The sequence below is a fragment of the Kluyvera huaxiensis genome, assembly GCF_040149365.1.
Lineage (GTDB): Bacteria > Pseudomonadota > Gammaproteobacteria > Enterobacterales > Enterobacteriaceae > Kluyvera > Kluyvera intermedia_A.
In genome coordinates, this window is sequence record NZ_JBEFLV010000021.1 from 47,532 (window position 1) to 67,058 (window position 19,527).

Sequence of the window (19,527 nt, forward strand, 5' to 3'; positions counted from 1 at the left end):
TGAAACAAATCACGTTGCAGTCAGGCGCTTAACGCTTGCTTTTGCGCCTTCTCCTGCGATGATAGAAAATAGAAAGCATTGAACTACAGGCATCTTAAGAATGAATAAGATTTTTCGACCGCTGGCGGTGTTACTCGCCTTGTTTAGCCTTGCAGGCTGTGGCCTGAAAGGCCCGCTATTTTTCCCTCCGGCTGATAAAACGGCACCACAGCCGACCAAATCGGTGACGCCTCCGGTGCAAAGTGATACTCCGGATCGCAACGACCGCGGTGATAACGGCGGCCCGACGCAGGTTAATTACTAATTAATACGTTCTGTTCCGCGCAACTGGAGTAGATGATGCAGTTTTCTAAAATGCATGGCCTCGGCAACGATTTCATGGTTGTCGACGCGGTAACGCAGAATGTTTTTTTCTCGCCAGAGCTGATTCGTCGCCTGGCCGACAGGCATCACGGCGTGGGCTTCGACCAGCTATTGGTTGTTGAACCGCCTTACGATCCCGATCTGGATTTCCACTATCGCATTTTCAACGCCGATGGCAGCGAAGTTTCGCAATGTGGTAACGGCGCACGCTGCTTCGCACGTTTTGTGCGCCTGAAAGGCCTGACCAATAAACGTGAGATCCGCGTGAGTACGGCGAATGGTCGTATGGTATTAACCGTTACGGATGATGAGTTGGTTCGCGTCAACATGGGTGAGCCTAACTTTGAGCCATCGCAGGTACCGTTCCGCGCTAACAAAGCGGAAAAGACCTATATTATGCGTGTGGCCGAACAGACAGTATTGTGCGGCGTGGTTTCCATGGGGAACCCGCACTGCGTGATTCAGGTTGATGACGTTGACACCGCTACGGTAGAAACGCTGGGCCCGTTAATGGAAAGCCATGAACGTTTCCCTGAGCGCGCGAATATTGGTTTTATGCAGATTGTGAAGCGCGAACACATCCGTCTGCGGGTCTATGAACGCGGCGCGGGCGAAACGCAGGCTTGCGGAAGCGGGGCCTGTGCTGCGGTCGCCGTCGGTATTCAACAAGGTTTGCTGGCGGAAGAGGTGCGCGTGGAATTACCGGGCGGGCGTCTTGATATCGCCTGGAAGGGCCCGGGCCAACCGCTGTTTATGACTGGCCCGGCGGCACATGTCTATGACGGATTTATTCACCTATGAAACACGTCGGGGAAGAACAACAGGACGCCGCCACCGCGCTAGATGATCGCGCGGTGGCGGACTATCTGTTGCAACATCCTGAGTTCTTTATTCGTAATGCCGCCGTGGTTGAGCAAATGCGCGTCCCGCACCCGGTGCGGGGTATGGTGTCACTGGTTGAGTGGCACATGGCGCGTTCGCGCAACTACATCGCGATGCTCGAAGAGAATATGGACCAGTTGATGGATCAGGCCGCAGCCAACGAAGGGCTGTTCTATCGCCTGCTGCATCTGCAAAATCGACTGGCCTGTGCGGAAAGCCTCGACGATCTTCTGCTGCGGTTTCACCGTTGGGCCCGTGAGCTGGGGCTGGCGGGCGCATCGCTGCGTCTATTCTCCGATCGCTGGCGGCTCGGTGCACCCTCAAAATATACCCACCTCGTCCTCTCGCGGCAGGCTTTTGAGCCGCTGCGGATACAGCGTCTGGGGCAGGAAAACCACTATCTCGGCACGCTGAATGGTCCTGAGCTGCTGCTGCTGTTACCTGAAGCAAAAGCGGTGGGTTCAGTCGCGGTATCGATGATGGGCAGCGATGGCGATCTCGGGGTTATTCTGTTCAGCAGCCGCGACCCACACCATTATCAAGCTGGGCAGGGAACGCAGCTTTTGCAGGAAATTGCCCTTATGCTGCCTGGCCTGCTGGAACGATGGATTGAACGCGTATGACCGACACCTCGCTGACGCCCGCCGTGACGCGTTTTCTACGCTATCTGGGCGTGGAGCGGCAGCTTAGCCCGATTACCTTACTGAACTATCAGCGTCAGCTTGATGCCATTATTGAACTGGCCAGCGCAATGGGCCTGCAGAATTGGCAACAATGTGATGCTGCGATGGTGCGCAGTTTTGCTACCCGCAGCCGCCGTAAAGGGCTCGGTGCGGCAAGTCTGGCGCTACGCCTATCTGCGCTGCGCAGCTTCTTTGATTGGATGGTGAGCCAAGGCGAGCTTCTGGCAAACCCGGCGAAAGGGATTGCCGCACCTAAAGCCCCGCGCCACCTGCCAAAGAATATCGACGTCGACGATGTGAATCGCCTGCTGGATATCGATCTCAACGATCCGCTGGCGGTGCGCGATCGCGCAATGCTGGAAGTGATGTACGGCGCCGGCCTGCGTTTGTCTGAACTGGTTGGGCTGGATATCAAACATCTCGATCTCGATACCGGTGAAGTGTGGGTGCTCGGCAAAGGGAGCAAAGAGCGCCGTCTGCCGATTGGCCGCAACGCCGTGACGTGGATTGAACACTGGCTCGATCTGCGCGGGCTGTTCGGCGGTGATGACGATGCGCTGTTTCTGTCGAAACTGGGCAAGCGTATTTCAGCGCGTAACGTGCAAAAACGCTTCGCCGAATGGGGCATCAAGCAGGGGCTGAACAGTCACGTCAATCCGCACAAGCTGCGCCACTCGTTCGCTACCCATATGCTGGAGTCGAGCGGTGATTTGCGCGGGGTGCAGGAACTGCTGGGCCACGCCAATCTATCGACCACCCAAATCTATACCCACCTTGATTTTCAACACCTTGCTACGGTGTACGATGCGGCGCATCCACGCGCCAAACGGGAGAAATAATGCGTTTTTATCGACCGCTGGGCACCATTGCCGCGTTGACGTTTGACCTCGACGATACCCTTTATGATAACCGCCCGGTGATTGACCGTACGATGCAGGAGTCGCTGAATTTTGTGCGCGGCTACCATCCGGCGTTGGTGAACTTTGATGCGCGAATGCTGCAAAGCTGGCGCGATGAGCTGCTGCAATGTGAACCGGAGATTTACCACGACGTTACCGAATGGCGTTGGCGCGCGCTGGAGCACGGCCTGCGTAAAGCGGGACTGACGGCGCAAGAGGCGACTGCGGGAGCCGATGCGGCGATGGCCAATTTTGCCGAGTGGCGCAGCCGGATTGATGTTCCGCAGGAAACCCACGACACCCTAACCAAGCTGGCGCAGAAATGGCCGCTGGTGGCGATCACCAACGGTAACGCCCAGCCGGAGCTGTTCGGGCTGAGCGGCTATTTCGAGTTTGTGCTGCGCGCAGGCCCTGATGGGCGCTCGAAACCGTACGCCGACATGTATCATCTGGCGGCGGATAAGCTCAACGTCCCGCTCGGCGAGATCCTGCACGTAGGCGATGACCTGACCACTGATGTCGCGGGCGCCATCCGCTGCGGCATGCAGGCCTGCTGGATTAAGCCGGAAAATGCCGACCTGATGCAGACCGCCGACAGCCGTTTGTTACCACATGTTGAGATTTCGCGGTTGGCATCTCTGACCTCGCTGATATAATTCCCGGTAGTTCTGTATAAAATTCCAGGGTTTTTGGCGGATGGCGCTATGCTTATCCGCCCTACGATGACGTAGGCCCGGTAAGCGAAGCGCCAGCGGGCGTTCCGTTTTTTTCCTGATTACTACGCGGCGGTGCCAATGGACGTTTCTTACCTGCTCGACAGCCTCAATGATAAACAGCGCGAAGCCGTCGCGGCAAAGCGTACCAATATGCTGGTGCTCGCTGGGGCTGGTAGTGGTAAGACGCGCGTGCTGGTACACCGTATTGCCTGGCTGCAAAGCGTGGAAAACTGCTCGCCATACTCCATTATGGCGGTGACCTTCACCAACAAAGCTGCGGCGGAAATGCGCCACCGTATCGCGCAGCTGATGGGGACGTCTCAGGGCGGCATGTGGGTCGGTACCTTCCACGGGCTGGCGCACCGCCTTCTGCGAGCGCACCATCTGGACGCCAACCTGCCGCAGGATTTCCAAATCCTCGACAGCGAAGACCAGCTGCGTTTACTGAAGCGTCTTATCAAGGCGATGAACCTTGATGAGAAGCAGTGGCCGCCGCGTCAGGCGATGTGGTTTATCAACAGCCAGAAAGACGAAGGGCTGCGTCCGCATCATTTGCAGAGCTATGGCAACCCGGTTGAACAGACCTGGCAGAAGGTCTATCAGGCGTATCAGGAAGCCTGTGACCGCGCCGGGCTGGTGGATTTCGCCGAGCTGCTGCTGCGCGCCCACGAGCTGTGGCTCAACAAACCGCATATTCTTCAGCACTATCGCGAACGTTTTACCAATATTCTGGTGGATGAATTCCAGGATACCAACAACATCCAATACGCGTGGATCCGCCTGTTGGCCGGTGACACCGGAAAGGTGATGATCGTCGGCGATGATGACCAGTCAATCTACGGCTGGCGCGGAGCGCAGGTGGAAAATATCCAGCGCTTCCTGAACGATTTCCCCGGCGCCGAAACCATCCGTCTGGAGCAGAACTACCGTTCGACCAGCAATATCCTCAGTGCCGCCAACGCCCTGATTGAAAACAACAACGGGCGTCTGGGCAAAAAACTGTGGACCGACGGCGTCGACGGCGAACCGATTTCGCTCTACTGCGCATTCAACGAACTCGACGAAGCTCGCTTCGTGGTGAACCGTATCAAAACCTGGCAGGACAACGGCGGCGCGCTTGAGCAGTGCGCAATTCTCTATCGCAGCAACGCCCAATCGCGCGTGCTGGAAGAGGCGTTGCTGCAGGTCAGTATGCCGTACCGTATTTACGGCGGTATGCGCTTCTTCGAACGTCAGGAAATTAAAGACGCGCTCTCCTACCTGCGCCTGATTTCCAACCGCAACGACGATGCGGCCTTTGAGCGTGTGGTGAATACGCCAACGCGCGGTATCGGCGATCGCACGCTGGACGTGGTGCGCCAGGCTTCGCGTGACCGTCAGCTTACGCTGTGGCAGGCCTGCCGCGAACTGTTGCAGGAGAAGGCGCTCGCCGGGCGCGCCGCCAGCGCGTTACAGCGTTTTATGGAACTGATTGACGCACTGGCGCAGGAAACTGCCGATATGCCGCTGCACGTACAGACTGACCGGGTGGTGAAAGATTCCGGCCTGCGCATGATGTACGAGCAGGAGAAAGGCGAGAAGGGGCAGACGCGTATCGAGAACTTAGACGAACTGGTGACGGCGACGCGCCAGTTCAGCTACAACGAAGAAGAAGAGGATTTACTGCCGCTGCAGGCATTCCTCTCCCACGCGGCGCTGGAAGCGGGCGAAGGTCAGGCCGATACCTGGCAGGATGCGGTGCAGTTGATGACCCTCCACTCGGCCAAAGGTCTGGAGTTCCCACAGGTATTTATCGTCGGTATGGAAGAGGGGATGTTCCCAAGCCAGATGTCGCTGGATGAAGGCGGCCGTCTGGAAGAAGAGCGTCGTCTGGCCTACGTTGGCGTGACCCGCGCCATGCAGAAGCTGACGCTGACCTATGCGGAAACGCGCCGCCTGTACGGCAAAGAGGTGTACCATCGTCCATCGCGCTTTATCGGCGAACTGCCCGAGCAGTGCGTAGAGGAAGTGCGTCTACGCGCGACGGTGAGCCGCCCGGTGAACCATCAGCGCATGGGCACACCGATGGCGGAAAACGACACCGGCTACAAGCTTGGTCAGCGCGTTCGTCACGCCAAGTTTGGTGAAGGCACCATTGTTAATCTGGAAGGCAGCGGCGAGCATAGCCGCCTGCAGGTCGCGTTCCAGGGGCAGGGGATTAAATGGCTGGTGGCAGCCTATGCCAGACTGGAAACCGTATAACATTCAGAAAAATATCATTATTTTGTAACGATCTGCTAGCCTTACTGAACTGAAGGTAATTAATGCCGGTTAGCGTTTCGTTGCGTGTTGACGCCGTTTTTTTGCTGGCGTAACATGCGCGCACGATTACGCTAAGAGGACAAAGCCTTGGACACACCCAGTAGATGCTGGCTCACCTTCCTGTCATCCAGGAACAACTCCTAAGGCTATCCTCTTATGCTGATAGCCTTAGCGGTTGTCAGCGACCCGTATTTATCCCGTCGCATTGAGTCAGGCTGTTTAATGGTCTGAAACCCCTGTAGTTTCTGTGTGCCCACCGGCTGTCCGATAATTTTTTGCATTGGGAGTCCCGGTCATGCTGAGCGCATTTCAACTGGAAAATAATCGTTTAACGCGTCTTGAAGCGGACGAGATTGAGCACCTGGCCAGTTCGGTTTGGGTTGATTTAGTCGAGCCGGATGACGATGAACGAAACCGTGTGCAAAAGGATTTGGGCCAGAACCTGGCCACGCGCCCTGAACTGGAAGACATCGAAGCATCCGCACGTTTTTTTGAAGACGAAGACGGCCTGCATATTCACTCCTTCTTCTTTTATGAAGATGCGGACGATCATGCCGGTAACTCGACCGTGGCATTTACCATCCGTGAAGGGCGTCTGTTTACCCTGCGCGAACGTGAATTGCCCGCGTTCCGTCTGTATCGTATGCGCGCCCGTAGCCAGCTGATGGTGGATGGCAACGCCTACGAACTGCTGCTCGATTTGTTCGAAACCAAAATCGAACAGCTGGCGGATGAAATTGAAAACATCTACAGCGACCTGGAAAAGCTCAGCCGTGTGATTATGGAAGGGCGTCAGGGCGACGAGTATGACGAAGCGCTTTCGACGCTGGCAGAGCTGGAAGATATCGGCTGGAAGGTTCGTCTGTGTCTGATGGATACCCAGCGCGCGCTGAACTTCCTGGTGCGCAAGGCGCGCTTACCGGCCAGCCAGCTGGAGCAGGCGCGAGAGATCCTGCGAGATATCGAATCCCTGCTGCCGCACAACGAATCGCTGTTCCAGAAGGTGAACTTCCTGATGCAGGCGGCGATGGGCTTTATCAACATCGAGCAGAACCGCATCATCAAGATCTTCTCGGTGGTTTCGGTGGTGTTCCTGCCGCCGACGCTAGTGGCGTCCAGCTATGGGATGAACTTTGAGTTTATGCCGGAGCTGCGCTGGAGTTTTGGCTATCCTGGCGCGATTATCTTTATGATTCTGGCGGGGCTTGCGCCGTATCTCTACTTCAAGCGCAAGAACTGGCTGTAAGCTCTGTGTCGGATGGCGGCTGCGCCTTATCCGACCTACGTGAATGTGCGGTTTGTGTCGGATGGCGGCTTTGCCTTATCCGACCTACGTGAATGCGCGGTTTGTGTCGGATGACGGCTGTGCCTTATCCGACCTACGTGAATGTGCGGTTTGTGTCGGATGACGGCTGTGCCTTATCCGACCTAGTGAATGCGCGGTTTGTGTCGGATGGCGGCTACGCCTTATCCGACCTACGTGAATGCGCGCTTTGTGTGGGATGGCGGCTTTGCCTTATCCGACCTACGTGAATGCGCGGTTTGTGTCGGATGATGGCTTTGCCTTATCCGACCTACAGTGATACATGTTTGTAGGCCGGATAAGCGTAGCGCCATCCGGCGTCCCTCTACCCGCGACGGCCCCGTCGCTGGGTATAAATCGCATCCATCACAAAAATTGCCAGCGCGACCCAGATAAACGCGAAGGTGACCATTTTGTCCGCCCCCGGCACTTCACCGTAGAACGTCACCGCCAGCAGGAACATCAGCGTTGGGCCGATATACTGGAAGAAACCCAGCGTCGACAGGCGCAGACGGGTTGCGGCGCCGGTAAAGCACAGCAGAGGAATCGTGGTCACGACGCCTGCGGCAACCAGCAGCAGATTCAGCGACCATGAATTTTGCCCCATATGGCTGGTTGCGCTATCGGCGATACCGAATAGATAAATTGCCGCTACCGGCAGCAGCCAGAGCGTTTCAAACAGCATGCCGGTCTGCGCATCGACGGCGATTTTCTTACGCACCAGGCCGTAGAAGGCAAAGCTGAAGGCCAGACCTAAGGCGATAACCGGCAGCGAACCGAAAGTCCATAGCTGTACCAGCACACCGCAAACCGCCAGGAATACCGCCAGCCATTGCATACGGCGGAAGCGCTCCCCGAGGAAAATCATCCCCAACACAATATTCACCAATGGGTTTATAAAGTAACCCAGGCTGGCTTCCAGCATGTGATGGTTATTGACTGACCAGATAAACAGCAGCCAGTTGCCGCCGATCAGCACCGCTGAAAGCGCCAGTAAAAACACCTTCTTTGGCGTCTTGAGTAGCGTTCTGACCTGCGACCACTGGCGGCTGATGCTCACCAGCGCCACCATAAAGAAAAACGACCAGATGACGCGGTGGGTCAGGATCTCATCGGCAGGAACGTAGTAAATCAGCTTAAAGTAGGCTGGGGCGATGCCCCAGATAAAATAGGCGGCGAGGGCAAGAAGCACGCCCTGACGCGTCTGTTTGGGATCCATGAGAAACATCCATTTTAAAAAAGTAACGCAATTTTACGCGATTATGGCCGTTATCCCACCATATAAGTCGCCGTCGCGCTGGCGATATGTGTCTGTTCTTCGTTGTGCAGCTCAACGCGAGCAACGGCAACCTTGTTGCCCGCGCGCAGTAGCGTGCTGGTGGCGGTAAAGCGTGTACCACGGCCTGGACGCAGATAGTCCACGCGCAAATCAATGGTGCCCATCCGCGACAGGCGTTGGCGCAGCTCGTCTTCATTGATGGTGTCATGGCGCGCTAGCGTACTGCCCACGCACACCAGCCCGGCGGCAACGTCCAGCGCCGAGGCAATCACCCCGCCGTGCAAAATGCTTTGTGCCCAGTTGCCTACCATCATTGGTTGATTGTTAAAACCAATCTGCGCAAAGGCCTTTTCGTAGACCTCCAGTTCCAGATTCAGCGCCCGGTTAAACGGCATATGGTAGACAAAAATTTCGCCAACCAGCTTGAGAGCAGCTTCGGCGGTAAGTTGTGCAGACATAATGACCTTGCTTGGCATGTTAATGAAATGTTGATTTTATGCCTATTGCATGTTGATTACTACTTTCAGAAAGGTTTGATGAGCAAGAACAGTGCAAACCGGTAGAATGCGTGTCATTTTGCTATTCATTATTTTTATAGACCTCAGGGGAAAGTGACCGATGCGGCTCTCACGGAGTGGATTACTGGCGCTACTGCTGCCTGTCTCAGCGTTTGCACAGGAAGCAACGATTAAAGAAGTGCACGATGTGCCCGCAGTGCGCGGCAGTATTATCGCCAACCTGCTGCAAGAGCATGATAATCCGTTCACGCTGTACCCTTATGAAAGCAACTATCTGCTGTACACCTGGACCAGCGATCTCAACAAAGAGGCGATTAGTTCCTACGATTGGGCGGAAAATGCGCGTAAGGATGAAGTCAAATTCCAGCTCAGCCTGGCGTTCCCGCTGTGGCGCGGGATCCTTGGCGATAACTCGGTACTGGCGGCTTCTTATACGCAGCGATCCTGGTGGCAGCTTTCCAACAGCGGTGAGTCTGCACCGTTTCGTGAAACGAACTATGAACCGCAGCTGTTCCTCGGTTTTGCTACCGATTACCAGTTTGCCGGCTGGACGCTTCGCGACGTTGAAGTGGGGTATAACCATGATTCGAATGGCCGAGCCGACCCAACATCACGTAGCTGGAACCGCCTGTATACCCGTCTGATGGCGCAGAATGGTAACTGGCTGGTGGAAGTGAAACCCTGGTATGTGGTGGGCGAAACCGATGACAACCCGGATATCACCAAATATATGGGCTATTACCGGCTGAAAATCGGCTATCAGTTAGGGGATGCGGTACTGAGCGCGCAGGGGCAATATAACTGGAACACCGGCTACGGCGGCGCAGAGCTAGGCGTGAGCTATCCGCTCACCAAACACGTGCGCGTTTATACCCAGGTTTATAGCGGTTACGGTGAATCGCTTATCGACTATAACTTTAATCAGACGCGCGTTGGCGTCGGTGTGATGCTTAACGATCTGTTTTAACAGCCTAACCGTCGGTATGTTGCGAGTACGGCTGAAGGAATTCGTCTAAAACATTGCAGTTTGGCACGCAGGCGCTGAAAATAGCGCCTGTTTTTATTTTACGGTGAATGGGGTCAATGTGGCACAGGCGGAAGTTTTGAATCAGGAATCGCTGGCTAAACAGGTTTTGCAGGAGACCTTTGGCTATCAGCAATTCCGCCCGGGCCAGGACACAATCATTAATACCGTGCTGGAAGGGCGCGACTGCTTAGTCGTGATGCCAACCGGCGGCGGAAAGTCGCTGTGTTATCAGATCCCCGCGCTGGTGCTTGATGGCCTGACGGTAGTGGTTTCACCGTTGATTTCCCTGATGAAAGACCAGGTCGACCAGCTACTGGCGAACGGTGTTGCGGCGGCTTGCATTAACTCCACCCAGACTCGCGAACAGCAGCAGGAAGTCATGGCCGGGTGCCGCACTGGGCAGATTCGTCTGCTCTATATTGCCCCGGAACGCCTGATGCTGGATAACTTCCTCGAACATCTGGCGCACTGGAACCCGGTAATGCTGGCCGTCGATGAAGCACACTGTATCTCCCAGTGGGGACACGACTTCCGCCCGGAATATGCTGCGCTGGGCCATTTGCGTCAGCGCTTCCCGGCGCTGCCGTTTATGGCGCTTACCGCGACTGCGGACGACACCACCCGTAACGATATTGTGCGCCTGCTGGGGCTTAACGACCCCTATATCCAGATCAGCAGCTTCGACCGCCCTAACATTCGTTACATGCTGATGGAGAAGTTTAAGCCTCTCGACCAACTGATGCGCTATGTCCAGGAGCAAAAGGGCAAGTCGGGCATTATCTACTGCAACAGTCGCTCGAAAGTGGAAGATACCGCCGCGCGTTTGCAAAGCCGCGGTATTAGCGCGGGAGCTTATCACGCGGGCCTTGAGAACAGCGTGCGCGCTGAAGTGCAGGAGAAATTCCAGCGCGACGACCTGCAGATTGTGGTCGCCACCGTGGCGTTTGGTATGGGTATCAACAAACCGAACGTTCGTTTCGTGGTGCATTTCGACATTCCGCGCAATATCGAGTCTTATTATCAGGAAACCGGCCGCGCTGGGCGTGACGGTCTGCCTGCGGAAGCGATGCTATTTTACGATCCGGCCGATATGGCCTGGCTGCGCCGCTGTCTGGAAGAGAAGCCAGCGGGCATGCTGCTGGACATTGAGCGCCATAAGCTCAACGCGATGGGGGCATTTGCTGAAGCGCAGACCTGTCGCCGTCTGGTACTGCTGAACTACTTTGGTGAAGGGCGTCAGGAGCCGTGCGGCAACTGTGATATCTGCCTCGACCCGCCGAAACAATATGATGGAGCACAGGACGCACAGATTGCGCTGTCGACCATCGGACGTGTTAATCAACGCTTCGGTATGGGCTACGTGGTGGAAGTGATTCGCGGTGCCAACAGTCAGCGTATTCGCGAGTTCGGCCATGACAAGCTGAAAGTCTACGGCATGGGTCGTGAGAAGAGCCATGAGCATTGGGTGAGCGTGATCCGCCAACTGATCCATCTCGGCTTCGTGACCCAGAATATCGCCCAGCATTCGGCGTTACAGCTTACCGACGCATCTCGCCCGGTGCTGCGCGGTGAAGTGCCGCTTCAGCTTGCGGTGCCGCGTATCGTGGCACTAAAACCGCGCGTGATGCAAAAAGCGGCGGTAGGCAATTATGACCGTCAGCTGTTCTCCAAATTGCGCAAATTGCGGAAAGCCATTGCTGATGAAGAAAATATCCCACCATATGTCGTCTTCAACGACGCCACGCTGATTGAGATGGCAGAACAGATGCCGGTTTCACCGAGCGACATGCTCAGCGTGAACGGCGTTGGGACGCGTAAACTGGAACGCTTCGGTCGCGAGTTTCTGGCGCTTATCCGTGCCCACGTCGACGGCGACGATGAAGAGTAGTCAGTGCTCTGAAAAAGTGTCAGGATGTATGCAGCATCTTTCAAACGGCCACCGCGTTGGCCGCGGTCGTTAACCCCAGTCATGTAGTGCTCTACGCGTCCGGGGGATTCGCTCCCTTACCGCCTTGATACCGCTTGAATGATTTTGCGTACAGTGTCCCGCTGTACTTTTTTTCGCAAATTTATCGTCTTGTTTGGTAGGTCTATCATGATAACGCTGTTCCTTACCGTGGCGCTGGTGCACATCATTGCGTTGATGAGCCCTGGGCCAGACTTCTTTTTCGTTTCTCAGACAGCCGTCAGCCGTTCGCGCAAAGAGGCGATGATGGGCGTACTGGGAATTACCTGCGGCGTCATGGTCTGGGCGGGCGTTGCGCTACTCGGGTTGCACCTGATTATCGAAAAAATGGCGTGGCTGCATACCATTATTATGGTCGGCGGTGGTCTGTATCTGTGCTGGATGGGCTACCAGATGCTGCGCGGGGCGCTGAAGAAGGACAAAGCGGCAGACGAAGCCGAGCCTCAGATTGAACTGGCGCAAGGCGGGCGCAGCTTTATGAAAGGTCTGCTGACTAACCTTGCCAACCCGAAAGCGATTATCTATTTCGGCTCCGTATTCTCGCTGTTTGTCGGCGATAGCGTCGGCGCTGGTGAGCGCTGGGGGATTTTCGTGCTGATAATCCTGGAAACGCTGGCCTGGTTTACCGTGGTGGCGAGTCTGTTTGCGCTGCCGGCGATGCGTCGCGGTTATCAACGCGCGGCGAAGTGGATCGACGGCGTAGCGGGAACTCTTTTTGCGGGATTCGGTATTCACCTGATTATTTCACGCTAAGTATTTGCCCACTCGCTGGCGGGTGGGCTGCCTTCTTTTCTCTTCAGATTACGCGTGCCGCGCTGATGCGAGCAGCGCGCCAACCAGCATAAACAGCGAACCAAACACCTTATTCAATGCCTTCATCTGTTTTGGCCCTTTGATCCACACCGCAATGCGCTGCGCCAGGGTGGCGTAACCAATCATCACAATGATATCGACGACGATGGTGGTCGCGCCGAGGACCAGGTACTGCATGACCTGTGGCTGGTCGGGTGAGATGAACTGCGGAAAGAGCGCGGCAAGAAACACAATGCTTTTCGGATTGGTCAGGTTAACGAACACTGCGCGTTGAAACAGTTTGCCGCGGCTCTGGGTTTTCGCCATCGTATTGAGGTCGATGGCTCCAGCTGCACGCCACTGTTGGATGCCAAGCCAGATAAGGTAGGCCACGCCGGCCCACTTCAGAATTTCAAACGCCATTACCGAGCGGGAAAACAGCGTCCCGAGACCGACACCCACCAAAACGATATGAATGGCCAACCCGGTTTGTAATCCGGCAATTGACGCTGCCGCACCGCGGTAGCCGTGGTTGATTGAGGTGGTCATGGTATTGATCGCCCCAGAGCCCGGCGACAGGCTGAGAATTATGGATGTTAGCAGGTAGGCGAACCACCATTCAAAGGTCATGAGAAACTCCCTGATTGTCTGTTTTTATGCCACAATACGCTATTGTATAGGCGCTGTGTTAGGCGCCACAAAAAAACAATTTTCAGCGGTTAACTGGGGTGGAAGCCCGATGTTTCAACAGCAAAAGGATTGGAATACAAGAGAAAACGCGTTCGCTGCGTTTACCACCGGTCCATTGATGGATTTCTGGCACGGTCGGGAAGAAGCCGAGTTTATCGGCGTCGATGGAATTCCAGTATGGTTTGTTCGTTTCAGTTCGCCTGCGCATGACCGCGTTATCGTTGTTTGTCCTGGGCGTATTGAAAGCTACGTGAAGTATGCTGAGCTGGCGTACGATCTTTTCCACAGTGGTTTTGATGTGTTAATCATCGACCATCGGGGCCAGGGGCGCTCCGGGCGTATGCTTTCGGACTCGCATCGCGGCCATGTGGCGAAATTCAGCGATTATGTAGATGATCTTGAGGCCTTCTGGCAGCAAGAAGTATTACCGGGTCGCTGGCGTCAGCGATTTATTCTCGCTCATTCGATGGGCGGGGCGATTGCGACGCAGTTTTTACAGCGTAAACCGCAGGGCTGTGATGCTATCGCGCTTTGTGCGCCGATGTTCGGTATTATCATGCGCTTGCCGGAATGGGTTGTCCGGCCGCTTCTCGATTGGGCTGAGGGCCATCAGCGTCTTCGGGAAGGCTATGCGATGGGGACCGGGCGATGGCACGCGCTGCCGTTCGGCGTTAACGTGCTGACCCATAGCCGTGAGCGTTATCGGCGTAATGTCCGTTTTTATGCTGATGAGCCTCAGCTACGCTTAGGCGGCCCCACCTATCACTGGGTGCGAGAGGGTATTCTGGCCGGGGAGAACATTCTCGCTAACGCCGCAAAAGATACCTTTCCCGTCCTGCTTATCCAGGCGGAAGAAGAGCGGGTTGTTGATAACCGCATGCACGACCGTTATTGTGATATTCGCGCCGAAGCGGGCCATCCTTGTGATGGCGGTAAGCCGCTTGTCATACAGGGCGCCTACCATGAGATCCTTTTTGAAAAGGACGCTATGCGATCAGTCGCACTCACTGCCATTGTCGATTTTTTCCATCGACATCATTAATTCGGCGCCAGCGCCGCACTGTTTAGAGGTTAAATTCGTTTATGTACCAGGTCGTTGCGTCTGATTTAGATGGCACCTTACTCTCCCCTGACCACCACTTAACGCCATATGCCAAAGAGACGTTGAAGCTGCTGACCGAGCGCGGTCTGAACTTCGTCTTTGCTACCGGGCGTCACTACATTGATGTCGGGCAGATCCGCGATAATCTCGGGATCAAATCGTATATGATCACCTCCAACGGCGCGCGCGTGCACGATGCCGATGGCAAACAGGTCTTTGCCCATAACCTGGACCTCGACATTGCGACCGATCTCTTTGGTATCGTCAATGCAAACCCCGATATCGTCACCAACGTCTACCGTGACGATGAGTGGTTTATGAACCGCCACCGTCCGGAGGAGATGCGTTTCTTCAAAGAAGCGGTCTTCAACTACACCCTGTATGAGCAGGGTATGCTGGAAGCCGAGGGCGTCAGCAAGGTGTTCTTTACCTGCAACGACCATGAAACGCTGCTGCCGTTGGAGCAGGCGATTAACGCGCGCTGGGGCGATCGCGTCAACGTCAGCTTCTCGACGCTGACCTGCCTGGAAGTGATGGCGGGCGGTGTGTCGAAAGGCCATGCGCTGGAAGCGGTGGCCAAAGCGATGGGCTATACGCTCAAAGACTGCATTGCCTTTGGTGACGGTATGAATGATGCCGAGATGCTGTCGATGGCGGGGAAGGGCTGCATCATGGAAGGCGCGCACCAGCGCTTGAAAGATTTACATCCCGATCTCGAAGTGATTGGCTCTAATGCCGATGACGCGGTGCCGCACTATCTACGTAAACTGTATCTTGATTAAAAATTGACGACTGGCTATTAACTGGTCAGTTGTCAACTAACATCTCCGCTACAATGAATGCTCATCTTCCTATGAGACATTCATTGTGGCGCTCCTGATTATTACCACGATCCTGTGGGCCTTCTCGTTTAGCTTTTACGGCGAGTATCTTGCCGGACATATCGATAGCTATTTTGCCGTGCTGGTGCGCGTCGGCCTTGCTGCGCTGGTGTTTTTGCCGTTTCTGCGTACGCGCGGACATAGCCTGAAAACTATCGGCCTGTATATGCTGGTGGGCGCGATGCAGCTTGGCATCATGTATATGCTGAGCTTCCGGGCCTATCTGTACCTGACCGTTTCGGAGCTGCTGCTGTTTACCGTGCTGACGCCGCTCTACATCACCTTGATCTACGACCTGATGAGCGGACGCCGCCTGCGCTGGAGCTACGCGTTTAGCGCGCTGCTGGCGGTGATTGGCGCAGGGATCATTCGCTATGACCACGTGACCAGCCATTTCTGGATGGGGCTTCTGCTGGTTCAACTCTCCAATATTACGTTTGCCATCGGGATGGTGGGTTACAAGCGCCTGATGGAAACCCGTCCAATGCCACAGCACAACGCTTTTGCCTGGTTCTACCTTGGCGCGTTTTTAGTGGCGGTGGTGGCCTGGTCGCTTCTGGGGAATGCGCAGAAAATGCCGCAGACGATGCCGCAGTGGGGCATTCTGGTGTTTCTTGGCGTGGTGGCTTCGGGGATTGGTTACTTTATGTGGAACTACGGTGCCACTCAGGTGGACGCAGGCACGTTAGGTATCATGAACAACATGCATGTGCCTGCGGGGCTGTTGGTTAACCTGGCAATCTGGCATCAACAGCCCCACTGGCCGAGCTTCCTTACAGGGGCTGCTGTGATCCTGGCCTCACTGTGGGTACATCGGCGTTGGGTCGCTCCGCATTCTTCACAAACGGCAGATGATCGCAAGCGTGGTTCCGCGCTGAGCGAATAAACGCCTCCATTACCGGCTGACGCTGCTCGCCATCACGAACGGCGGCGTACAGTCGGCTCCACAGTCCTTCGCCCAGGGTTTTAGTGACGATAAGACCCTGGCGCTCAAAACTCTCCACAACCCAGTGCGGCAGCGCAGCAATACCCATACGGGCCGACACCATCTGAATCAGCAACAGGGTGTTATCCACGCTTTTTAGCTGTGGGCTGATACCGGCTGGCAGCAGGAAGTGACGCCAGATATCCAGACGCTGGCGCTGTACCGGGTAAATCAGCAGCGTTTCCGACGCTAAATCTTCCGGCGTAATGCGCGCTTTGGTCGCCAGCGGGTGATCGGGAGACAGCACCAGACGCACCTCAAAATCAAACATCGGCGAATAGTGCAGCCCGCTGCGCGGCAGAATGTCGGAGGTTAGCACGATATCCAGCTCGCTCTGCTGCAAGGCCGGCTGTGGGTCAAAAGTGACACCAGATTTAAAGTCCATCTCAACCTGCGGCCACTGCTTGTGGAAATTCTCCAGCGCAGGCGTCAGCCACTGAATGCAGCTGTGACATTCAATCGCGATGCGCAGCGTGGCCTGCTGCGGCTCATTACAAGCCTGCAGCGCCTGACCAATTTGCGGCAGCACCTGGTTTGCCAACTGCAGCAGGATCTCCCCCTGCGGCGTAAAGCGCAACGGCTGGCTCTTACGCACAAATAGCCGAAAGCCAAGACGTTGTTCCAGATCGCTGAACTGGTGAGAAAGGGCGGATTGGGTCTGATGCAGCGTCGCCGCGGCGGCTGCCAGTGAACCACTACTCCGCAACGCCTGGAGCGTTTTCAGGTGTTTAATCTCGATCATGAAAGTCCTTCACTTCGGCATGAACAATTTGCGCTTGAGGAATATACAGTACCTGTCGATTATGGATGTGTAAACATCTGGACGGCTAAAATACCAAAAATCCATGAGAGGCATATGATGACTATTCAAAACCACACCCTCGGTTTCCCTCGCGTCGGCCTTCGTCGTGAGCTGAAAAAAGCGCAAGAGAGCTATTGGGCGGGTAACGCCTCCCGTGAAGAATTATTGGCAACAGGCCGTGAACTGCGCGCTCGCCACTGGGAACAGCAGAAACAAGCGGGTATCGATCTGCTGCCGGTCGGGGATTTCGCCTGGTACGATCATGTCCTGACGACCAGTCTGCTGCTGGGCAACGTACCTGCTCGCCACCAGAATCAAGATGGAACCGTCGATATCGACACCCTGTTCCGCATTGGCCGTGGTCGCGCACCGACCGGAGAGCCCGCGGCGGCGGCAGAAATGACCAAATGGTTTAACACCAACTATCACTACATGGTGCCGGAATTCACCAAAGGCCAGCAGTTCAAACTGACCTGGACCCAGCTGCTGGACGAAGTGGATGAAGCGCTGGCGCTAGGCCACAAGGTGAAACCTGTGCTCTTAGGGCCGGTGACCTATCTGTGGCTGGGTAAAGTGAAAGGCGAAGCGTTTGATCGCCTGAGTCTATTGAACGACATTCTGCCTGTTTACCAACAGGTACTGGCCGAGCTGGCAAAACGCGGTATCGAGTGGGTACAGATTGATGAACCGGCGCTGGTGCTGGAGCTGCCGAAAGAGTGGCTGGATGCGTTCAAACCGGCATACGATGCGCTGGCCGGCCAGCTCAAACTGCTGCTGACCACCTATTTCGAAGGCGTGACGCCGAATCTCGATACTATCACCGCGCTGCCGGTGCAGGGTCTGCACGTTGACCTGGTCCACGGTAAAGATAATGTGGCGGAGCTGCACAAGCGTCTACCGGCCAACTGGCTGCTATCTGCGGGGCTGGTGAACGGTCGTAACGTCTGGCGTGCCGATCTCACCGAAAAATACGCGCAGATTAAAGACATCGTCGGCAAACGTGCGCTGTGGGTGGCATCTTCCTGCTCCCTGCTGCACAGCCCGATTGACCTGAGCGTGGAAACGCGCCTAGACGCAGAAGTGAAGAGCTGGTTTGCCTTTGCGCTGCAAAAATGTGAAGAACTGGCCCTGCTACGTGATGCGCTGAACAGCGGAGACACCAACGCTATTACCGAATGGAGCGCGCCAATTCAGGCTCGTCGCCATTCAACCCGCGTACATAATGCGGCGGTCGAAAAACGTCTGGCGGCGATTACTGCGAAGGATAGCCAGCGCAATAGCGCCTATCCGGCGCGTGCTGAAGCCCAGCGTGCGCGCTTTAATTTACCGGCCTGGCCAACCACCACAATTGGCTCATTCCCACAAACCACTGAAATTCGCGGACTGCGCCTGGATTTCAAAAAGGGCAATCTCGATGCCGGCAACTATCGCACGGGTATCGCCGAGCACATCAAGCAGGCGATTATTGAGCAGGAGCGTCTGGGTCTTGATGTACTGGTCCACGGCGAAGCGGAACGTAACGACATGGTGGAATACTTCGGTGAGCACCTCGACGGCTTCATCTTCACCCAAAACGGCTGGGTGCAGAGCTACGGTTCCCGCTGCGTGAAGCCCCCGGTGGTGATTGGTGACGTCAGCCGTCCAGAAGCGATTACCGTGGAGTGGGCGAAATACGCACAGTCGCTGACCGAGAAACCGGTGAAAGGCATGCTGACCGGTCCGGTAACGATTCTTTGCTGGTCGTTCCCACGTGAAGATGTGACCCGCGAAACCATCGCCAAACAAATTGCGCTGGCGCTACGTGATGAAGTAGCGGACCTGGAAGCTGCCGGTATCGGTATTATCCAGATTGATGAACCGGCACTGCGTGAAGGTTTGCCGCTGCGTCGCAGCGATTGGGCGGCCTATCTCGAGTGGGGCGTGGAAGCCTTCCGCATCAATGCTGCGGTGGCGAAAGACGAAACGCAGATCCACACCCACATGTGTTACTGCGAATTCAACGACATCATGGATTCTATCGCAGCGCTGGATGCTGACGTGATCACCATTGAAACTTCGCGCTCTGATATGGAACTGCTGGAGTCGTTCGAAGAGTTTGACTACCCGAACGAAATCGGACCGGGAGTGTACGACATCCACTCACCGAACGTCCCGAGCGTAGAGTGGATTGAAGCCTTGCTGAAGAAAGCGGAGCAGCGGATCCCCGCGGAACGCCTGTGGGTTAACCCGGACTGCGGCCTGAAAACTCGAGGCTGGCCGGAAACCCGCGCGGCGTTGGCGAATATGGTGAAAGCGGCGCAGAATTTACGCGAGGCGTAAAAATAAACGGAGGCGAAAG

Annotated in this window: 19 protein-coding genes; 15 read left to right on the plus strand and 4 right to left on the minus strand. The window is 55.7% G+C overall.

Annotation, left to right across the window (positions count from 1 at the left end; translation table 11 throughout):
- The first annotated feature begins 100 nt into the window (after positions 1-100).
- The 8 genes from lptM (at position 101) to corA (ending at position 7,090) form a co-directional block, all read left to right on the plus strand.
- Positions 101-304 carry an LPS translocon maturation chaperone LptM gene (gene lptM / locus ABOC97_RS19145; RefSeq protein ID WP_349600833.1) on the plus strand — a complete coding sequence of 68 codons (204 nt, stop codon included), beginning with the start codon at positions 101-103 and terminating at the stop codon, positions 302-304.
- A 35-nt stretch (positions 305-339) separates the two neighbouring features.
- Positions 340-1,164, plus strand: coding sequence for a diaminopimelate epimerase (dapF, locus tag ABOC97_RS19150; RefSeq protein ID WP_234501790.1), 825 nt, complete (start codon positions 340-342; stop codon positions 1,162-1,164).
- A complete protein-coding gene (locus tag ABOC97_RS19155; protein ID WP_349600836.1) occupies positions 1,161-1,868 on the plus strand; it encodes a DUF484 domain-containing protein in 708 nt (235 codons plus the stop codon). The genes dapF and ABOC97_RS19155 overlap by 4 nt, the downstream gene beginning before the upstream one ends.
- Complete coding sequence (gene xerC / locus ABOC97_RS19160) at positions 1,865-2,767, plus strand: tyrosine recombinase XerC (RefSeq protein WP_349600839.1); 903 nt, start codon at positions 1,865-1,867, stop codon at positions 2,765-2,767. Before ABOC97_RS19155 ends, xerC begins: the two co-directional genes overlap by 4 nt.
- Positions 2,767-3,483 carry a 5-amino-6-(5-phospho-D-ribitylamino)uracil phosphatase YigB gene (gene yigB / locus ABOC97_RS19165; protein ID WP_349600842.1) on the plus strand — a complete coding sequence of 239 codons (717 nt, stop codon included), beginning with the start codon at positions 2,767-2,769 and terminating at the stop codon, positions 3,481-3,483. Before xerC ends, yigB begins: the two co-directional genes overlap by 1 nt.
- Positions 3,484-3,621: 138 nt before the next feature.
- Positions 3,622-5,784 carry a DNA helicase II gene (gene uvrD / locus ABOC97_RS19170; protein ID WP_349600845.1) on the plus strand — a complete coding sequence of 721 codons (2,163 nt, stop codon included), beginning with the start codon at positions 3,622-3,624 and terminating at the stop codon, positions 5,782-5,784.
- A 147-nt stretch (positions 5,785-5,931) separates the two neighbouring features.
- Positions 5,932-5,988, plus strand: a complete 57-nt coding sequence (ysgD, locus tag ABOC97_RS19175; RefSeq protein WP_218007475.1) for a YsgD/CorL family protein — start codon at positions 5,932-5,934, stop codon at positions 5,986-5,988.
- A gap of 151 nt (positions 5,989-6,139) precedes the next feature.
- Positions 6,140-7,090, plus strand: coding sequence for a magnesium/cobalt transporter CorA (corA, locus tag ABOC97_RS19180; RefSeq protein WP_234501762.1), 951 nt, complete (start codon positions 6,140-6,142; stop codon positions 7,088-7,090).
- A gap of 382 nt (positions 7,091-7,472) precedes the next feature.
- Here the strand turns inward: corA and rarD are convergent, their stop codons facing one another.
- Complete coding sequence (gene rarD / locus ABOC97_RS19185) at positions 7,473-8,366, minus strand: EamA family transporter RarD (RefSeq protein ID WP_349600850.1); 894 nt, start codon at positions 8,364-8,366, stop codon at positions 7,473-7,475.
- Positions 8,367-8,416: 50 nt separating this feature from the next.
- A complete protein-coding gene (gene yigI / locus ABOC97_RS19190) occupies positions 8,417-8,884 on the minus strand; it encodes an acyl-CoA thioesterase YigI (protein ID WP_349600853.1) in 468 nt (155 codons plus the stop codon).
- Positions 8,885-9,044: 160 nt separating this feature from the next.
- Between yigI and pldA the strand changes: the two genes are divergently transcribed.
- The 3 genes from pldA (at position 9,045) to rhtC (ending at position 12,690) form a co-directional block, all read left to right on the plus strand.
- Complete coding sequence (pldA, locus tag ABOC97_RS19195) at positions 9,045-9,911, plus strand: phospholipase A (protein WP_349600856.1); 867 nt, start codon at positions 9,045-9,047, stop codon at positions 9,909-9,911.
- A 118-nt stretch (positions 9,912-10,029) separates the two neighbouring features.
- A complete protein-coding gene (gene recQ, locus ABOC97_RS19200) occupies positions 10,030-11,859 on the plus strand; it encodes an ATP-dependent DNA helicase RecQ (RefSeq protein ID WP_349600859.1) in 1,830 nt (609 codons plus the stop codon).
- Between the two features lie 207 nt (positions 11,860-12,066).
- A complete protein-coding gene (gene rhtC, locus ABOC97_RS19205; RefSeq protein WP_349600861.1) occupies positions 12,067-12,690 on the plus strand; it encodes a threonine export protein RhtC in 624 nt (207 codons plus the stop codon).
- A 48-nt stretch (positions 12,691-12,738) separates the two neighbouring features.
- Here rhtC and rhtB read toward each other — a convergent pair whose 3' ends face one another.
- Positions 12,739-13,359: a homoserine/homoserine lactone efflux protein gene (gene rhtB / locus ABOC97_RS19210; RefSeq protein WP_349600864.1), complete on the minus strand. Its 621-nt coding sequence runs from the start codon at positions 13,357-13,359 to the stop codon at positions 12,739-12,741.
- A gap of 109 nt (positions 13,360-13,468) precedes the next feature.
- Here rhtB and pldB point away from each other — a divergent pair, with 109 nt between their 5' ends.
- The 3 genes from pldB (at position 13,469) to ABOC97_RS19225 (ending at position 16,288) form a co-directional block, all read left to right on the plus strand.
- Complete coding sequence (pldB, locus tag ABOC97_RS19215) at positions 13,469-14,461, plus strand: lysophospholipase L2 (RefSeq protein WP_349600867.1); 993 nt, start codon at positions 13,469-13,471, stop codon at positions 14,459-14,461.
- A gap of 41 nt (positions 14,462-14,502) precedes the next feature.
- Positions 14,503-15,303, plus strand: coding sequence for a sugar/pyridoxal phosphate phosphatase YigL (yigL, locus tag ABOC97_RS19220; RefSeq protein ID WP_349600870.1), 801 nt, complete (start codon positions 14,503-14,505; stop codon positions 15,301-15,303).
- 85 nt (positions 15,304-15,388) lie between these two features.
- Positions 15,389-16,288 (plus strand): carboxylate/amino acid/amine transporter, encoded by a 900-nt coding sequence (locus ABOC97_RS19225; protein WP_234501771.1) that lies wholly within the window; start codon positions 15,389-15,391, stop codon positions 16,286-16,288.
- Here ABOC97_RS19225 and metR read toward each other — a convergent pair.
- A complete protein-coding gene (metR, locus tag ABOC97_RS19230; RefSeq protein WP_349600873.1) occupies positions 16,176-17,129 on the minus strand; it encodes an HTH-type transcriptional regulator MetR in 954 nt (317 codons plus the stop codon). The genes ABOC97_RS19225 and metR overlap by 113 nt on opposite strands.
- A 117-nt stretch (positions 17,130-17,246) precedes the next feature.
- Here metR and metE point away from each other — a divergent pair, with 117 nt between their 5' ends.
- Positions 17,247-19,508 carry a 5-methyltetrahydropteroyltriglutamate--homocysteine S-methyltransferase gene (gene metE, locus ABOC97_RS19235; protein ID WP_349600916.1) on the plus strand — a complete coding sequence of 754 codons (2,262 nt, stop codon included), beginning with the start codon at positions 17,247-17,249 and terminating at the stop codon, positions 19,506-19,508.
- Positions 19,509-19,527: the final 19 nt, after the last annotated feature.

Bases quoted from the DNA above. Each gene is read 5' to 3' on its own strand.
- lptM (WP_349600833.1), top strand. From the start codon at position 101: ATGAATAAGATTTTTCGACCGCTGGCGGTGTTACTCGCCTTGTTTAGC.
- dapF (WP_234501790.1), top strand. From the start codon at position 340: ATGCAGTTTTCTAAAATGCATGGCCTCGGCAACGATTTCATGGTTGTC.
- ABOC97_RS19155 (WP_349600836.1), top strand. From the start codon at position 1,161: ATGAAACACGTCGGGGAAGAACAACAGGACGCCGCCACCGCGCTAGAT.
- xerC (WP_349600839.1), top strand. From the start codon at position 1,865: ATGACCGACACCTCGCTGACGCCCGCCGTGACGCGTTTTCTACGCTAT.
- yigB (WP_349600842.1), top strand. From the start codon at position 2,767: ATGCGTTTTTATCGACCGCTGGGCACCATTGCCGCGTTGACGTTTGAC.
- uvrD (WP_349600845.1), top strand. From the start codon at position 3,622: ATGGACGTTTCTTACCTGCTCGACAGCCTCAATGATAAACAGCGCGAA.
- corA (WP_234501762.1), top strand. From the start codon at position 6,140: ATGCTGAGCGCATTTCAACTGGAAAATAATCGTTTAACGCGTCTTGAA.
- rarD (WP_349600850.1), bottom strand. From the start codon at position 8,366: ATGGATCCCAAACAGACGCGTCAGGGCGTGCTTCTTGCCCTCGCCGCC.
- yigI (WP_349600853.1), bottom strand. From the start codon at position 8,884: ATGTCTGCACAACTTACCGCCGAAGCTGCTCTCAAGCTGGTTGGCGAA.
- pldA (WP_349600856.1), top strand. From the start codon at position 9,045: ATGCGGCTCTCACGGAGTGGATTACTGGCGCTACTGCTGCCTGTCTCA.
- rhtC (WP_349600861.1), top strand. From the start codon at position 12,067: ATGATAACGCTGTTCCTTACCGTGGCGCTGGTGCACATCATTGCGTTG.
- rhtB (WP_349600864.1), bottom strand. From the start codon at position 13,359: ATGACCTTTGAATGGTGGTTCGCCTACCTGCTAACATCCATAATTCTC.
- pldB (WP_349600867.1), top strand. From the start codon at position 13,469: ATGTTTCAACAGCAAAAGGATTGGAATACAAGAGAAAACGCGTTCGCT.
- yigL (WP_349600870.1), top strand. From the start codon at position 14,503: ATGTACCAGGTCGTTGCGTCTGATTTAGATGGCACCTTACTCTCCCCT.
- metR (WP_349600873.1), bottom strand. From the start codon at position 17,129: ATGATCGAGATTAAACACCTGAAAACGCTCCAGGCGTTGCGGAGTAGT.
- metE (WP_349600916.1), top strand. From the start codon at position 17,247: ATGACTATTCAAAACCACACCCTCGGTTTCCCTCGCGTCGGCCTTCGT.